The organism is Gorillibacterium massiliense, assembly GCF_000455485.1.
GTDB lineage: Bacteria > Bacillota > Bacilli > Paenibacillales > NBRC-103111 > Gorillibacterium > Gorillibacterium massiliense.
Genome location: NZ_CBQR020000107.1, coordinates 39,325 through 55,396 on the forward strand (window position 1 = coordinate 39,325; position 16,072 = coordinate 55,396).

Annotated in this window: 16 protein-coding genes; 3 read left to right on the top strand and 13 right to left on the bottom strand. The window is 51.3% G+C overall.

Annotation, left to right across the window (positions count from 1 at the left end):
• From TJ79_RS15290 to TJ79_RS15300, 3 genes are read left to right on the top strand one after another with little or no spacing between them, the layout of a single operon-like run.
• Positions 1–1,125, top strand: a complete 1,125-nt coding sequence (locus tag TJ79_RS15290; RefSeq protein WP_040951204.1) for a fibronectin type III domain-containing protein — start codon at positions 1–3, stop codon at positions 1,123–1,125.
• The gene (locus TJ79_RS26755; RefSeq protein ID WP_081756931.1) at positions 1,061–3,577 is read left to right on the top strand and encodes an S-layer homology domain-containing protein; all 2,517 of its coding nucleotides are present in this window, start codon (positions 1,061–1,063) and stop codon (positions 3,575–3,577) included. Before TJ79_RS15290 ends, TJ79_RS26755 begins: the two co-directional genes overlap by 65 nt.
• 31 nt (positions 3,578–3,608) lie before the next feature.
• Positions 3,609–4,148 (top strand): hypothetical protein, encoded by a 540-nt coding sequence (locus tag TJ79_RS15300; protein ID WP_040951205.1) that lies wholly within the window; start codon positions 3,609–3,611, stop codon positions 4,146–4,148.
• Between the two features lie 98 nt (positions 4,149–4,246).
• Here the strand turns inward: TJ79_RS15300 and TJ79_RS15305 are convergent, their stop codons facing one another.
• The 13 genes from TJ79_RS15305 to TJ79_RS15365 form a co-directional block, all read right to left on the bottom strand.
• Positions 4,247–5,293: an NAD(P)H-dependent glycerol-3-phosphate dehydrogenase gene (locus TJ79_RS15305; RefSeq protein ID WP_040951206.1), complete on the bottom strand. Its 1,047-nt coding sequence runs from the start codon at positions 5,291–5,293 to the stop codon at positions 4,247–4,249.
• A gap of 27 nt (positions 5,294–5,320) precedes the next feature.
• Positions 5,321–5,917: a glycerol-3-phosphate 1-O-acyltransferase PlsY gene (gene plsY, locus TJ79_RS15310; protein WP_040951207.1), complete on the bottom strand. Its 597-nt coding sequence runs from the start codon at positions 5,915–5,917 to the stop codon at positions 5,321–5,323.
• Between the two features lie 10 nt (positions 5,918–5,927).
• Positions 5,928–7,250, bottom strand: a complete 1,323-nt coding sequence (der, locus tag TJ79_RS15315) for a ribosome biogenesis GTPase Der (protein WP_040951208.1) — start codon at positions 7,248–7,250, stop codon at positions 5,928–5,930.
• 121 nt (positions 7,251–7,371) lie between these two features.
• Entirely contained in the window at positions 7,372–7,557 is a 186-nt protein-coding gene (locus tag TJ79_RS15320; RefSeq protein WP_040951209.1) for a capping complex subunit for YIEGIA, read from the bottom strand.
• Entirely contained in the window at positions 7,554–8,441 is an 888-nt protein-coding gene (locus TJ79_RS15325; protein ID WP_040951210.1) for a YIEGIA family protein, read from the bottom strand. The genes TJ79_RS15320 and TJ79_RS15325 overlap by 4 nt, the downstream gene beginning before the upstream one ends.
• Positions 8,438–9,064: a YphA family membrane protein gene (locus tag TJ79_RS15330; protein ID WP_040951211.1), complete on the bottom strand. Its 627-nt coding sequence runs from the start codon at positions 9,062–9,064 to the stop codon at positions 8,438–8,440. The genes TJ79_RS15325 and TJ79_RS15330 overlap by 4 nt, the downstream gene beginning before the upstream one ends.
• A 72-nt stretch (positions 9,065–9,136) precedes the next feature.
• On the bottom strand, positions 9,137–10,192 hold the full coding sequence (fni, locus tag TJ79_RS15335; RefSeq protein WP_040951212.1) for a type 2 isopentenyl-diphosphate Delta-isomerase: 1,056 nt from the start codon (positions 10,190–10,192) through the stop codon (positions 9,137–9,139).
• 15 nt (positions 10,193–10,207) lie between these two features.
• A complete protein-coding gene (gene rpsA, locus TJ79_RS15340) occupies positions 10,208–11,527 on the bottom strand; it encodes a 30S ribosomal protein S1 (RefSeq protein WP_081756932.1) in 1,320 nt (439 codons plus the stop codon).
• A 112-nt stretch (positions 11,528–11,639) separates the two neighbouring features.
• On the bottom strand, positions 11,640–12,230 hold the full coding sequence (locus TJ79_RS15345; RefSeq protein ID WP_040951213.1) for a lysophospholipid acyltransferase family protein: 591 nt from the start codon (positions 12,228–12,230) through the stop codon (positions 11,640–11,642).
• A 1-nt stretch (position 12,231) separates the two neighbouring features.
• Positions 12,232–12,906 (bottom strand): (d)CMP kinase, encoded by a 675-nt coding sequence (cmk, locus tag TJ79_RS15350; protein WP_040951214.1) that lies wholly within the window; start codon positions 12,904–12,906, stop codon positions 12,232–12,234.
• Positions 12,907–13,034: 128 nt separating this feature from the next.
• The gene (locus tag TJ79_RS15355; protein ID WP_040951215.1) at positions 13,035–13,685 is read right to left on the bottom strand and encodes a flagellar brake protein; all 651 of its coding nucleotides are present in this window, start codon (positions 13,683–13,685) and stop codon (positions 13,035–13,037) included.
• 94 nt (positions 13,686–13,779) lie between these two features.
• Positions 13,780–15,120, bottom strand: a complete 1,341-nt coding sequence (gene ypeB, locus TJ79_RS15360) for a germination protein YpeB (RefSeq protein WP_040951216.1) — start codon at positions 15,118–15,120, stop codon at positions 13,780–13,782.
• A gap of 468 nt (positions 15,121–15,588) precedes the next feature.
• Positions 15,589–16,072 (bottom strand): PrsW family glutamic-type intramembrane protease (locus TJ79_RS15365; protein ID WP_040951224.1); only part of this gene is annotated, 484 nt, incomplete at its 5' end.

Here is a 16,072-nt window from a genome sequence, read left to right on the forward strand (position 1 = left end):
ATGAAAATATCGGAAAATGTTAAAAGAAAGCTGCGCTCAGCCGCAGCGTCCATGTTAGTCGCCCTTATCGTATCGTCTATCATCCAGACCGGTCCAGTGCGGGCCGAAGATAAGTCAACCACGCTGCCGACCCCCATCATGAATGAGCCGGCGCATGAATATCAGAATAGCGATAGGCTGAAAGTGACCGGTACCATCCCAGCGGAAATCAACGAAACGAGCCGAGTCGACGTCGAGTTTTACGATCCGGCAGATCTTAAGAACCCTCTTGTCACGGTTTCGCTGCATAAGAACGAACTTTCCGGCTTAGCCTTCGAAGCTACCGCGCCGGATCCGTTGTACGATGGCACATATGCCATTACATCGCGTGTTGTAGACTCCGCCGGAAGCGAAATCTACGGCAGCTATTCCAATACAATTTGGATCACGATCGACACCGTCATCCCGCATAAACCGTACATGGTGCAAGACCCATGGTCGTCCCCTGACGCACATACCATCAAATTAAAGTGGAGCCAAAACGATCCAAACCCGACTCTAACCAAAACGAGTCTACAGGAAACTGCTCCGGTCACGTATGCGGTCTACCGTGAAAACGATCGGCTCGGTGATACCCCCGAAATGACTTACGTAGACAACACGATTGATCGACCCGGGTTGTGGCATTACCGGATTTTCGCGCAAGACGCTGCCGGCAACGTTTCCAGTTCCCCGCTGGATATTTACGCCGGGACCGATAACCCGCTTACGAAACGGATTCAAACGGCACCTGAGATCAGCATGGCGAAGATTAGCGGCGACGGCAAGATGGTATTTTACCGCATCAACCATGAATCGGTGACCAAGTTCCATAATCTCTTAACGGATGCCGTCGGTTCCATACAGGACCCTAATGGCACCGCCGAAGTGATGGATATGGATGTTTCCTATAATGGCCAGAAGCTTGTTTATACCACCTATGCGACAGATGGATCGCAGCACGTCCACCTTTATCAGGACTCGACCTTCACTGATGTGACGAACAGCGAGCCGCCTGCTTTATATGTTCATATGAGCTCAGATGGAAACAGACTGCTATACACGCCGCAAAAAAAAGGGATCTCCAACAGACGTTATTTTGTATGACGCGCTGGACAGTCATTTACAGAAGAGAATTGCCTTGCCTGCCGATCCGGGTGAAACCCTTGACACCTGCTCTTTATCAAAAGACGGTAGATGGATCGTCTATTCCATCTATAGTGGGCCTGAGCCTACGGATATCAGCAAAAGCTCGGTTAAGCTTTACGAGATTTCGACAGGAGAGTCCCGTACCCTCGTTGATGGAGCCTTCCAACCGGAGTTGAACAGCGACGGCAGCCGCGTTGTCGTACGTAAGTTCACAGGAATGGTTGATTCTACCCCCATTTACTCCATCGTTGCCGTGAATACCGCAAACGGCGAGAAAACGGAGATTGCTCGGGATACAGCATCCATCCTCTACAATGCTCCAAGCATCGTTGGCCATTATGTCTTTGTTCAATACGAGCAATTTACCCCGGATGCAAAGTTCATCACCTTCGGGATTATGGCATTCGATCTGAATGATTTATCGAAAAATATGCGTATCGGCAATCCCGGCAGCTATGTGGAATCCTGGTCCATGAGCTCAGACGGCAGTAAAGTCGCCTACCTGTCCGAAGATACGCGAGAGCGGACAGACGTAGGGATTTTCTCTCAAGGAGTATTCGTCGCTCCGGCTTTCGAAGCAAATAAGCCGCCAGTCGATACCACTCCACCCGCTCCTATCGGAAATTTACATGCAGAAGCCGCCGGCAGCAATGTGACCGTTAGCTGGACCTCACCCAGCGATGAGGATTTCGATCATATCCTGCTTTATGTGAAGAGACCCGGACAAGACGGGTATGATTTGCCGGTCACAATCGAAAAAACAACCAGCCAGCAAATCTTGAAAGGGCTTGAGCCCGGAACCTACACGATAAAGGTAGTGGCCGTCGATACCAGCGGTAACCTTTCACCGGAAACCACCATACAAATTACCGTTTCCAGCAGCAGCCCCTCCCCTTCGCCGTCAACATCGCCAACGCCTGGCCCTGTAAGTGGCGGAGGAGGAGGACCGATTGCTACTCCCAAACCTTCAGTTGCGCCTGCCCCCGACACGAACGAAACGGTATTCTATCTGACGAAGGAAGCAAGCAGCCACAGCGGTTTCAAACAAGCGATTCGACTCGATGCAGATGCGCTTACCGTTAATCAGGATACGCCGGTAACGGTTCGAAAAAGCGAAGCGAGCTCTATTTTGCCGCAAGCCGGTTACCGTGCGGTTTCCAACGGGTTTACCCTTTCTTCCGAGAAATCATTTAATAAAAAGGCGTATCTGACTCTCGCCATTCCTGAGTCAGCTCTGAAAGGCCTCGACCCGCAGAAGCTTGGCATTTTCAAACAAAATAATGACAAAACATGGAGCTATATCGGCGGAAGCCTGTCCAAAGACAACAAGGAGATAACGGCGCCTATTTCAGGTTCGGGTAGCTACAGCATCCTGCTATCGGAGCTTACCTTCCAAGACATCAAAGGTCATTGGGCGCAAACTTCCATCGAAATAGCCGCAGGCAGACAACTGATGGATGGCGTCTCTCCAAGTCTGTTTGAGCCGGAACGGCCGATTACCCGGGCCGAAACGGCACGGCTTCTCGTTCAACTGCTTCGTTATGCGGATAAATACGTCATCCCGTCAGGTAACAGCACCCCTAAATTCTCTGACGTGTCGAAGAGCAGCAAGGATTACAATGCGATCATGGAAGCGGCAAATGCCGGCCTTGTCAAAGGAGATGCGGAAGGAACCTTCCGCCCGAACGACCCCGTAACCCGCGAAGAATTGGCGGTTGTGCTCTATAAACTGTGTCAGTCCACTGTCGTGGACAATAAAGAGCCTCTGAAAGCTTTCAAAGATGCCAACAGTATCTCGACATGGGCTCGGATGGCAGTTGAGTTCGCCAAACGGCAGGACATTTTGAACGGTATGCCGGACGGTACTTTGCAGCCACGGGGAAAAACAACCCGAGCCCAAGCCGCAATCATCGGATTGAAAGTTTTGCAACTCCTGCAACCGGCAAAAACGCCTGTCAGCGCAGCTCTCTCTTCACTGGATGTAACCTTGTACGACACAACCGGCAAAAAAACCGGCTGGGCCGTGCTGACTCCGATGACCGGTGGAGTGCATATCCAATTGAAAGCAACAGGACTCAAACCCGGCAAGCACGGGTTCCACCTTCATGAAAAAGCTTTTTCATGGATGGACTTAAAAACAGCCGGCGGCCATTTCAACCCGGAAGGCAAGAAACACGGATCCGATAATCCGCAAGGCCATCATTTGGGCGACCTGCCCAATTTAGTCGTTGAGGCCGATGGAACCACTAGTACCGATTTCATGCTGAATGGCACTTCGCTATGGGATGCCGCGGCTGCCGGCGCTCTTAACGGCAGATCGATCATCATTCATGCGGCAGAAGACGACTACAAAACCGATCCGGCTGGCAATGCCGGAGATCGTATCGTCGGCGGGATCATCGCCGAATAAGCCGCGCCGCAATAGAAAGGAGCATCGCGAAATGAAATGGCCTGCGGTATTAAGCTTGTTTTCCCTGATCCTCGGCAGCTTGATCTGGATTGCGGTCTGGACTTCGGTCAGCCTACTGGATCCGGCTCCTCCGGGAGGTTATCGGGAAGGTGTGGCGGATACCCATTTATATCTTCTCTTTTCGATTGCCCTCATGACGGCAGGTTTAGTAACGGTGTATCTTCATCAAGCACACGATTTGCCGTTTGTCGGGAAGGCTGCTTTCCTTCTTGCTTTAGCCGGGTTTCTGCTCTTCGGAGGAGGCAGACTGCTTCAGGAGTTCGGACACAACCCCCAGCCTATGGCGGGAATTGGATGGATTCTCTTCGCTGTTTTCCTGGTGATTTACAGTATCGTTTGCTTGGTCAAAGGCGTGTTCTATCCAACTACCCGCACTGTTTTGCTGCTTGCCGCCATCTCCCTGCTGCTCTTAAGCGATCTGGACTGGCGATCGTGGCTTGCCGTACCCTTCGGCTTGATATGGGCATGGATCGGGATCGACAAGCTCCACAAAGAAATCGCATGGAAGTAAGAAGTTTATACTTTCTGATATCAAAAAAGACGGAACCGAGTTCACCAACTCGGCTCCGTCTTTATTTATTCGCATAACCACCACGCCAACTGGTATTGTTACCCCAGCCAATTCGAAGCCGCATTTTGTGCGACTTCCTCGATTTCGTGGGTCTTTAAGCGGCCCATCAGTTCTTCTACCGCTTCCTTCGGACGTTTCCCTGCAAAGAGGACGCCGTAAAGTGCATTGGTGATCGGCATGCGCACCTTATAGGTCTCCGCCAGCTTACTGGCGGCGGATGTGGTCTTGACGCCTTCCACCACCATCTGCATTTTATCCAAAACGTCTGTTAGCGACGCTCCTTGTCCTAACATATATCCGGCACGCCAGTTCCGGCTATGCTTACTGGTGCAGGTAACGATTAGATCGCCCAATCCGGCAAGACCGGAAAAGGTCAACGGATTCGCTCCCATGGCGATGCCGAGGCGGACGATTTCCGTCAATCCCCGGGTCATGAGTGCGGCTTTCGCATTATCTCCGAAGCCAAGGCCGTCGGACATGCCGACGCCGAGTGCAATGATATTTTTCAGCGCTCCGCCGACTTCTACACCGGTTACGTCCGGATTGGTATACACCCGGAAATAGGAATTCATCAGCAAATCCTGAGCCGCCTCCGCCGCGCTGACATCCTCCGCAGCCACAACTGTTGTAGTCGGACAGCGTAGAACGACTTCCTCGGCGTGACTTGGGCCGGAGAGAACGACGATCCGTTTCCGGTCCGTCTGAGGAATTTCCTCGGCGATTACCTCGGTCATTTGCTTCAAAGTTTCCGCTTCAAAGCCTTTTGTCGCATGAATAATCAGCGTCCGCTCATCCAAGTAAGGCTTCACTAACGCGGCAACCTCCCGCATGCTAGAGGAAGTGGCGGCAAGCACGACGGCATCCGCCCCGGTTACTGCCTCCTCCATGGAAGATGTGGCGCGAATACGCTCGGAAAGCCGTACATCCGGTAAATATTTGGCATTGGTATGGTTGATGTTGATTTCATCAGCCTGATCCTGTCTACGCGTCCAAATGACCACATCGTGGCCGTTGTCCGCCAAAACGGTAGCGATTGCCGTTCCCCAACTGCCTGCTACGAGCAGCGCCGTTTTCTTCTGATGCATTTCGCGTTTTCCTCCATCCCGTGGGCTTTAGATGCCTTTCTTGCCAAGCTTGCTCTCTTTCTTGCGAACCAGCTTAACAATATTGGTACGGTGCCGGTAAAAGGCAAAAGCAGCGATCAGCAGACTCGTCCAAAACAGCTCCGGCCCCGTACCGCTCAAAAGAAGAAAGACTGGTGTAAGGGCGGTGAAAATAAGCGATCCCAAGGAGACATAACGGGTGATAGCTATGGCTAAAATCGCAAAAATCCCGGCAATCAACGCCGGCCAGAAGCAGAGGGTGGCCAGAACGCCGATGGTCGTGGCGATGCCTTTGCCTCCTTTGAACCGAAAGTAGATCGGCCAATTATGGCCGATGATGACCATAATGCCGCACAAGAGTGGAGTCCATACTTGATCTCCTCCGAGCCACCAGCCGATCCAAACGGCGGCAATGCCCTTCAGCACATCAAGCGCAAGAACGGCGATGGCAGGTCCGGTGCCCAAAATCCGCAAGGTGTTGGTCGCCCCCGCATTGCCGCTTCCGTGCTGGCGAATATCAATTCCCTTCAGCAGCTTGCCTGCAAACAGACTGAAGCTGATCGAGCCAAGAAGATAGGATATGATGATAGCCAAAACTTGCAAAATACGACTCCTCCTATTCGTCTGCCGCTTTTTTTCGTGTGATCAGCCGGAGCGGCGTTCCTTCAAAGTGGAATGAGGCACGGAGCTTGTTTTCTAGGTAGCGCAAGTAAGAGAAGTGCATCATCTCCGGCTCATTTACAAAAATGACAAAGGTAGGCGGCTTGACCGCCACCTGGGTAACATAATTCACCCTAAGGCGCTTGCCCTTATCCGTAGGCGGAGGTGTTACGGCCACGGCGTCGGCGACCACTTCGTTCAGCATCGGTGTTTTAATGCGCAACGAATGATTCTCTGCCACTTCTGCTACGACAGGAAGGAGCTTGTGCAGCCGCTGTTTCGTCTTCGCCGACACAAACACCACAGGCGCATAAGTCATGAAGAGGAAATGATCCCGGATCGTTTGGGTAAAGCGGTTCATCGTTTTGTCGTCTTTCTCGACAATATCCCATTTGTTCACGACAAAAATGCTGGCTTTGCCCGCTTCATGGGCATATCCGGCAATGTGTTTATCCTGTTCGATGATCCCTTCTTCGCCGTTGATCACAACGAGCACTACATCTGCCCGTTCGATCGCTTTCATCGCACGCATTACGCTGTATTTTTCAACGTTCTCATAGACTTTTCCGCGCTTGCGCATGCCGGCGGTGTCAATGAGTACATACTTCTGGCCATCTCGTTCGAACGGGGTATCGATAGCATCCCGAGTCGTTCCGGCAACGGGACTGACGATCACCCGCTCCTCGCCCAAAATCGCATTGATAAGAGAGGATTTGCCCACATTAGGTCGACCGATGAGAGCAACCTTGATGACATCCTCGCCATATTCATCATCTTCTTCATCGGGAAAATGATTAGCGCAGGCTTCCAGCAAATCGCCGATGCCGATGCCGTGGGCACCGGAAATGCCGATAGGCTCGCCAAATCCGAGGTTATAAAACTCGTAAGTATTCTCCTGCATTTTGATATTATCCACTTTATTAACGGCAAGCACGATCGGCTTGCCGGAACGGTACAAGAGTTGTCCGATCTCTTCGTCAGTGGGGGTAAGCCCCGCTTTTCCATCGGTCATAAATATAATGACATCCGCTTCTTCAATCGCCAGTTCCGCCTGCACGCGGACTGAGCGCATGATTTCGTCTTCTCCTTCAATCTCGATACCGCCGGTATCGATTACGCTGAAGGAACGGTTCAGCCATTCTCCTGTTCCGTACAAGCGGTCCCGTGTAATACCGGGACGGTCCTCTACAATAGCCAGACGATCGCCAACCATCCGATTGAAAATGGTGGATTTTCCAACATTCGGCCGTCCGACGATTGCGATGACGGGTTTTGCCATACGGTTCACTCCTGTCTTGTAAGTCCGGGCACTTCATTTACCCGGTTATGTATTTCTTTCTGTGATGAGCCCAACCTCAATCATAGCAAAAATGTACGCTATTGGCTATATTGCACAAATTTCAGTGCTTGACGAGGATCATAACTGTTGGCGTAATCTCCGCAACGGAAGCGTCCATGATCTTTTCCAGTGTATTGGCAACCTGTTGCAGTTCATCTGAGTTAGCCACAAAAAACATCGGCGCTCCCCCTCCCACTTCATTGTGGTCCATGGCCACCACAGCGACAATTCTGCTGTTATCGTTCATGCTCCCTTCCTCCTCCGTTTCTTCGACGGCCGCCTCACAGAATTTTCAATAAGCGGAACGCTGCGGATAACTTGCTCTGCCCGTTCGATGTCTTGATCCACCGACAAGAAGAGCAACCCGAGACGTCCGTCCCGCATGTCCAGCTTGGCCATCGGAATAAGCGAAGGCTCGCCCGTGTCCAGATACGCCCCTAAAATCGAAGAGAGGTTGTGCAAAATCGCCTGGCGTTGGCCGGGATTTGCTAAAGAAAGTCGGCTAGTGCGCCCTTTGGGCTTTAGCGTAAAACCCATTCCGTACTCTAAGATCGATTTTCTCGCTTCCGATAGTCCAATATTGCGGATATAGATATCGCCGACATAAACTCCCGGTCCCTTGATGACAATGTCTGTTTTTTCCACATTCACGATGCTGCCCAATGATTTTCCAGACTTCAAAATCTTGTTGAGGCCGAAACAGAGCACGCCTGCGGCTACTCCCACATACCAGGATAGCAGCACGGTACAAAGAGAAGCGGCGAACGCCGTCAGTATCACGAGATAGTTGCGGCCTTCAAAAACCATGGCGATCCCTTCCACATAAGCCCCGCCCCTGGGCACCATCTCTTCCTGATCGAGAGTGGTCAGCATCTCCCGCTCCATGTTTCGGACATCCCTGAACTGCTGCGCTGCCAAAGTAAGAAACGTGACTGCCGTATATTGTTTCTCCAGGATGGCCGGCACCGCCACCGCCCCCAATGCCGCGGCGATGATGCCAAGAGCTACATGAATAATTTGTCCATGAGGATAGGTAGGATACTGACGGTAATCCGTGCGCATCATCAAAAACCTCGCCATCGTCCCGAGGATGACACCTAAAAGGATCGCAAGCGTATACTTATCGGTCATCTGCTCTTCCTCCCTTTTACGGCTGCCGCCAGACGTGAGCCTTTCAGCCTGCTGAAAGCCCACAAAATGCTCACAAACGCCGAAAGAACGCGAGCAACACTGACGGAAACCCACCAGCGATCCCAGAAGGCCGGACCGCCCCAAGTGCGGATTTCGGGCAATACGGCGATCCCATTCAGCAAATCACCGAACAACAGTCCGATGGTAAGAACGGATACTTGCAGAATCGGCGGCCGAAATCGTAATGAAATAAGCACAGAGTATAGGAGAGCTAGATCGAGATCCGGTGTCGTAAGAAATGAGATGGGTATCCGATCCACCAGTTGGGTCAGCAAATAATCGACAAGCCCCAACATCAGCCCGGCGGCAGCTGCACGGTAACGCATCTCGCCTGAGTCCATCATCACAAAGGAGCCGATGGTGACCAGAATAAGCACAATGACAACACCGTTAATTTTCATCGTGGCAAAAGGAAAATCAGCAAAAGAGAAAGCGATCCAGAATACAAAAAAAAGGAGGAGAGATTTCCCCTTTATCCCCCTTAGAAATACGTCCTTCCAGCCGGTCATCAACAGGATCAGGCATACGGCCATGATCAGATAGCCCAAATATCCTGAGTTCATTGGAGCATCCCCGCCTCTCATACCCATTCAGTATGCGGAGAATGCTGTCGTTTCATTCCAAACAGGAAAAAGCTAATCTTGGCCGCCGCGACGGGCGTAACCCTTCGTTTCGATTCCCCGTTCCCGGCACCACTCCAGAGTCGTTCCGCTGACCACGAGCGGTTTTTCTCTCAGCTCTGCTAGAGATCTGGCACCAAGTGCAGCCATGGCGATGCGGATGCCTTCCTCCATCTCGCCGATGAAAGCTGCTGCTCCGGCTGCGCCGCCGCTATTGCACGCACGCAAAACGGCGCCAGCAATTCCGACAGCGCCTGCCCCCAGAGCTAGCGCTTTTACAGCGTCCAGGCTATCCGTGATTCCACCGGATGCGATAACACTCGCTGCAGAAAAATGAGGCAGTACCTCCAGAAGCGATTGGGTTGTGGATAGTCCCCAGCCATTCGTCCAAGCTAATGACTGGTCACGCCGCTCATTCTCGATGGCGGCAAAATTGGTTCCGCCTCTACCGCCGACATCGAGGATGGCTGCCCCGCGCTTTTTAAGCTTAAGCGCAGTCGCGGCCGATAGCCCAAACCCGACTTCCTTGATAATGACCGGCACCCCGACAGACTGGATGATGCGTTCGATCCGTTCTCCAGCGCCGCGAAAATCCCGGTCACCCTCGGGCATCACCAGCTCCTGCATCACATTGAGATGGATCTGCAAGGCATTCGCCTCCAGCATATCAACCGCAGCCCTCGCCTGCTCCACCGTCGCTTCCGCGCCTAAATTGGCGATGACGATTCCGTGGGGGTTGATTCTGCGGACAATGCTGTAACTTTCCGTTAAGATTGGGTCCTTCAGTGCCGCCATTTGTGAACCTACCGCCATCGCAACTCCACATTCAGCCGCAGCTTCCGCCAGCGACTGGTTAATCGGCGAGACCGCTAACGCCCCTCCTGTCATCGCATTAATGACAATCGGCGAACTCAAGATGAGTTCGCCGATTTGCGTTTCCAGGGATATGGCGTATGCGTTCGTTTCCGGGAGACTATCCGGCACAAGCTGGATATCGCTTAAGCCGTTTCCGCCTGACGGACCAAGCCGGAGGGCATGGTGGATATGATCCATTTTACGCGACTCGCGCATATCGTTCCCCCGGTATCATTTGAATTTGCTTAGCTTGTCGCCGAACCGCTCACCCAGGGTCAAGTTCAACCCTTCATTGCGGTATTCTTCACTGATCGTTTCTTGTTGCTGCTTGCGAGGACGCTCCGGACGAGGCGCTTGAGCGGGAGCTTCTTCCGTTTCCTTGATGCTCAGGCTTACGCGTTTCTCATCGGGGTTGATGTCGAGAATCTTCACTTGTACATCTTCACCTTCCTTCAGCACTTCATGAGGAGTGCCGATGTGACGGTGAGAGATTTGCGAAATGTGCACAAGACCTTCGACGCCGGGAAGCACTTCAACAAAGGCTCCGAAGGAGGCAAGCCGCTTGACGGTACCGGTCACGATCGAGCCGATTTCCAGCTCGCTCTTTACCCGATCCCATGGGCCTGGTTGAGCGGCTTTCAAGCTCAAGCTGATGCGCTCGTTAGCCGGATCGACCTTAAGCACCTTCACGGATACCTTGTCGCCTTCCTTCACGACTTCGGAAGGATGTTCCACATGGTTCCAAGCCATTTCGGAAATGTGTACCAGTCCATCCACGCCGCCGATATCAACGAAAACGCCGAAAGGAGTCAGGCGTTGAACAGTTCCTTCGATGGTTTGACCGGGAACAAGTTTTTCCATGATGGCCAGTTTGTTTTGCTCATATTCCGCATCCAGCACGTCCTTTTGGGACAGGATGACTTTATTTTTTTCACGGTCGAGTTCTTTCACGTGCAGGCGCAGAACGCGTCCTTTGTAATCACTGAAGTCCTCAACGAAATGACGTTCTACCATGGAAGCGGGGATAAAGCCGCGCAGACCTACGTCAACGACAAGACCGCCTTTGACAACATCCGCAACCTTAGCCTCGATGATTTCCTTGTTATCCAGCTTCTTTTGCAGGTCTTCCCAGGCCAGTTCGCTATCGATCGCGCGTTTGGAGAGAACGAGTTTTTCCTTCTCGTCATTGAACGACACGACTTTCAGCTCAACTTCCTGTCCTACTTGCACCGCTTCAGCTGCGTTGTCGAGCTGCAACGAGGACAATTCGCGAACCGGGATGACACCGTCATACTTATATCCGATATCGACAAATGCCTGATCATTGTCCACTTTCACGATTTTCCCACGGACGGTCGATCCCTTCTTTAGATCGATGGAACCGTAATCCACCTGCTCAGGCGACGTTTCTTCCGCTGTCACATTCGCTTCTTCCACTGCAGATGGCTCTACCGGAACGGCTGTCTCCTCTACCGCTGCTTCCGGTGCGTTGTCCGGGTTAACCCCTGTTTCAGGCGTCGAATTTCCTTGTACTTTGTTTTCCTCCGTCATACCGATAACCTCCTAACATTTGGCGACCCAACACTTCAATTCATAATCCAGTTAAAATCGCAATGATTTATAGTGTAGTATAATTCCAAGATACCATTTCCATTCACTGCAATCAATTTTTACCCAGCTTTTTATTCTCTGTAACCATATTCCGGATGACGGACATGATTTTTTCCGTCGCGGCTTCCAGTTGTTCGGAGCCGCCGCCGGCAAATTCGCTTAAATCCACCGGAGAACCGTAAATCACTTTCATTTTGCGGAAAGGAGTGTACCGTCCCACGATCGCTACGGGAATAACCGTGGCGTTTGACTTCAAGGCAAGCATTGCCGCACCTTTTTTTCCCATGCCGCCGGCATTTTTGCGAGACCCTTCGGGAAAGATCCCCATCACATGGCCTTCTTCCAGCAGTCGAATAGAATGCCTTATCGATTCCTTGCTGACTCCGCCCCGTTTAACGGGATAAGCGCCTAATGTGTGGATCAAGGGACCCAACACCGGCACCCGGAATAGCTCTTCCTTGGCCATGAACTGAACTTTGCGGTCCAGCGGAGAGGCCAAAATCAGCGGATCGATATTATTGATGTGGTTACCGCATAAAATAACCGGTCCTGAGGCAGGTACATTGTGCTTTCCCGAAACTTCCCAACGATACAAAACGGCAAACAAGAAACGCAGCAGTTGGCGAATCGCTACATAAAGCATCTCATTTTCCCCCGTTCACTTTGGTCCGGCATAGCTGGAGAACAGCTTGTACCACCTCATCAAGCGCCAGCTCAGTCGTGTCCAATCGGACAGCATCCTCGGCCTTACGTAGAGGGGACAGCTCGCGTTCCGCATCCATCCGGTCCCTTCGAGTGATATCGGCTTCCAGCTCATCCAGCGTCATGGCCGAATCGGGAGCTTCTTTGTAGCGCCGTTCTGCGCGCCGTCTGGCACTAGCCGTCAAAAAGACTTTCACTTCGGCGTCGGGCAGCACCTTCGTGCCGATATCCCGGCCATCCATGACAATTCCCTTGCCAGTTGCCAAGTTCTTTTGAATGTCCGTGAGCCGTTGGCGAATTTCAGGAATTTGCGACACTTGCGAAACATTCGCATTGATTTCGGCAGATCGGATCAAGCTCGTAACATCCACACCGTCTACAAAAACCTGCTGCCCGTTATCGCCGGGCTTTAGCTCCAGTTTAAGGTTTTGCGCTGCGGTAACAATAGCCGGCGTATCGTCCGTACGAAGACCCAGTTGAATGATTTTCCAGGTGACGGCTCGATACATCGACCCGGTGTCCACATAAACGAAACCCAATTCTTTTGCAACAAGTCTTGCTACGGTGCTTTTCCCTGCTCCAGCCGGTCCGTCGAGAGCAATGTTGAACTTAACCAATGCGGTGCCTCCAGTCCTGAAAGAAAAAAGCAGGCGGGTGCCTGCGTTCCCAAAAAATTATACCAAAACATAACGGGGAATGCAAAACCATGCGCGGAAAAGTGCTGAAAAAACAACACTCCTGCCCTTTAGCTTTTACGGATAATCTGCTCCCGTTCAAAGCAAAACCGAATGATTTTTTGCCTTTCTTTGTCCGCCATTTCCGTAAAACGCATGATCACGCTTTTACTAAACTCCGTATCGATAGCCCGGACAACCATCCCTTTGAAAAAGACATGATCGGGCTTACCGTTTCTAGGCGGCAGCAAGAGCCACCCTTCCGTTTTCCGTCCTTTATCGAGCGAAATGTTCTTCTCGCAGGTAAAAGAGATGCCCCCGCCGCCCACGTCCTCCGTTACGCCCAGCACTTTTTGCTTAAGATCCGTTGTTAGAGAAACTTCAAGCTCGGCTGGCATCCGCAAAAAATTGCGCCGCTGAACCCGGCCGATTTCCTCTTCCCGAGGCTTGCGGACAATGACCTGGCGGATTCCGTCTTCCCGATATCCCATAACCGTAGTGGTAAAAAAGTTTTTGAAGCCGCCATCCGATACGAAATACGTGGAAAGCTCGTCCCCCACATAAAAGCGCTTCAACCGGCCTGTCTGTTCGTTCATTGGAATTTCTAGGGCTAACCGATCGCCAAGATCATCAGCGATCCGGGCTTTATATTCCTGTTTGGCTTCTTCTTCATCGATGGTATTGATTTGAAGATATAATGCCTGATTCACGCTGGGCAGCACGGATTGTCCTCCTCATCGGCTTTTCAAACCTGATTATAGCATGGGGTGGACATTAAAAACGAGAGGCTATCTAAGCCTCCCGTTAAAAAGTTTGTTAGGTTTGCTCTTGCATATTTTCCACTTGCTCTTCGTAGGCGTTGTCCGCGTTAATGAAGATTTTGTACATCTCGCCATTCATTTTCCCCGTGAACTGGTAACAGAGGATCTCTTGAAAGGTTTCATTTTCGATGAGCGCTTCGTTTGAACTGCTCACTTTGAACGATGGGCTCAATTCTTTTTTGGCTTGAGCCATGGTCAGCTTCGGTTTGGCCAATTTCCTGTCCTTATGCCCGAAATGGTAATCCGCGGATTTGATATCCGTCACTTCGCCATTATCCAGTGCGATGTTCAGCATGACCGATTCCGGATAAAGGATGACTCCCCCGGTTTTATGGGCATAAGTGATGGCGGCCGTACCGCTGTATTTTGAATAGTTGACCGGCACCATATCCGTAAAATGATGCTTGGCAAGGAAATCCTGACCGGCTTCCTCCGCCCCCTGCAAATCCAGCACCGGGTTCGTCACCGTACGCGGACTGTAATACTGCAGCAGATGACCGCCTTTTTTGGAGTAATACAGCATGATCGGCTGATTGGTTTCAGGGTTCACCGTATTCACGGTATACGTGTTGTATTCGGTTCCCTTGCCGTGCTCCTTGACATCCATTTGCCCGCCGCCCGGCACGTCGAGAAATTCTGCCGCTTTCCTGTGGATTTCTTCGGCTGTCACCCAATTTCCCGGCAGCTTGGACAAGTCCCGTCTTTTCTGCTCGGACATGATGGATGCACCCCAATCCACCTCCTCGTAACCTTCCACCATCTTATTCATCGCTTTGAAGCCATCGATGATGACGTTATCCGTCTTTTCTTTCTGGGAGGCTAAAGCCGATTCTACATCCATCCAGCGCAGGTTTTTGGAAAGGATAGAGCTTTGCACCTTTGAAATCTCTCCGTCCATCTCTTTGGATTGCTTGTAGAGAGTGGCCAGCGTGGCCTTTTCCGAATCGGACATGGGCTTGTTGGATAAATCCCGAACCGATACCTGATAGCTGAAGGAAGCGAGATTGTGCAGGAGCTTCTGGGTTTTGTCCAGAGGAAGCATGGCAAGAGGAAGCAGGGTAACATCATTTCTCGCTTGATTGGTTACCCGCCAAATATTGATCATCTGCTTGCGATAATAATCCTGGGATGTCGGATTTACCGCGGTAATATTGCCAAGCTGTTTTTGAATTTGGTCCAAGTGGAAACTCAAGTCATGAAATGACCGCTGATACTGGTTTTCCGCCTTAATCAAAATGGTGTTCTTCTCACGGTTTTCCTGATAACCCCAGATGCCAAGCCCGATGAAACCCACAAGAAATACGGGAAACAAAACGGCGCTTATTCTTTTGTACATGGGGACGAATCGCCTCCCTCTTTTTCTCTAGGTTCTGTACTCCCGTTCCGATTTATTCAAGGTTTCCCAACCAAAGATAAACGGCTTCGTCGACACCGTACCCCACAAAGTGAAGCCAACCCTGACGATGCTTAATTAGGTACTTTGCGAGGACCCCGATACCAGGACGAGAGGCGTTTCCTGTAGCGGAATAAGGCTTTTTATGGTGCCAAACTTATAAATTCTTATAAAAAAAAGACCTGCAGAAAGGCTGCAGATCTTTTCGTTTCGGTTGTCGCTATAGTTCCTCGATGTCAAGGTCCCGATCGTTGTCGCAAAGGCAGCGGCGGAAGCCCGTTTCAATCCTTCCTTTGCTGCGGTTGCCCTTCAGAACAAATAATTCCCCGCATTTTTTGCAGCGTATTCTCACTTTTACCCGACTCAATGGATGTAAACCCTCCGTGCACCGTTTTCCATCCAGTATGCCCGTTAAACGGAAATTTTAACCTCTTCCTCCCCAACAGGCCGCAGCGGAGAGCGGGCGTTGGCTTTCTTCACTTTCCACAAGGAACGAATCCACAGATAGCCCATCAGCGGAATCATAAACCAGAGCCAGGTATCGGTAAAATTCGTTAAAATGTAATCGAATATCCCGTGATACAGTACAGGCATAAGAATCGAAACCGCCATGTACATCCGTTTGTAACGGGGCTTGAATTTGGCTAAGCCGAGATAATACCCCATCACCACACCGAAGAGGGCATGCCCGGACACCGGCAAAAGCGCCCGCCCGATCAATTGTCCGAAGCTCGAATAAGAATAAATCGCATAAACGACGTTCTCCATAGACGCAAACCCGAGAGAAACCGCAACGGAATAAACAATGCCATCGTAAGGCTCGTCAAACTCCACATGCTTGAAAATGAACAGGTACAGGATCATCCATTTGACCGCTTCTTCTAGCCCTGCCGAG

Bases quoted from the DNA above. Each gene is read 5' to 3' on its own strand.
- TJ79_RS15305 (WP_040951206.1), bottom strand. From the start codon at position 5,293: ATGCATCAGAAGAAAACGGCGCTGCTCGTAGCAGGCAGTTGGGGAACG.
- TJ79_RS15320 (WP_040951209.1), bottom strand. From the start codon at position 7,557: ATGAACGATAACAGCAGAATTGTCGCTGTGGTGGCCATGGACCACAAT.
- TJ79_RS15330 (WP_040951211.1), bottom strand. From the start codon at position 9,064: ATGAACTCAGGATATTTGGGCTATCTGATCATGGCCGTATGCCTGATC.
- TJ79_RS15345 (WP_040951213.1), bottom strand. From the start codon at position 12,230: ATGCTTTATGTAGCGATTCGCCAACTGCTGCGTTTCTTGTTTGCCGTT.
- fni (WP_040951212.1), bottom strand. From the start codon at position 10,192: ATGCGCGAGTCGCGTAAAATGGATCATATCCACCATGCCCTCCGGCTT.
- der (WP_040951208.1), bottom strand. From the start codon at position 7,250: ATGGCAAAACCCGTCATCGCAATCGTCGGACGGCCGAATGTTGGAAAA.
- TJ79_RS15290 (WP_040951204.1), top strand. From the start codon at position 1: ATGAAAATATCGGAAAATGTTAAAAGAAAGCTGCGCTCAGCCGCAGCG.
- rpsA (WP_081756932.1), bottom strand. From the start codon at position 11,527: ATGACGGAGGAAAACAAAGTACAAGGAAATTCGACGCCTGAAACAGGG.
- TJ79_RS15300 (WP_040951205.1), top strand. From the start codon at position 3,609: ATGAAATGGCCTGCGGTATTAAGCTTGTTTTCCCTGATCCTCGGCAGC.
- TJ79_RS15325 (WP_040951210.1), bottom strand. From the start codon at position 8,441: ATGACCGATAAGTATACGCTTGCGATCCTTTTAGGTGTCATCCTCGGG.
- ypeB (WP_040951216.1), bottom strand. From the start codon at position 15,120: ATGTACAAAAGAATAAGCGCCGTTTTGTTTCCCGTATTTCTTGTGGGT.
- TJ79_RS26755 (WP_081756931.1), top strand. From the start codon at position 1,061: ATGGAAACAGACTGCTATACACGCCGCAAAAAAAAGGGATCTCCAACA.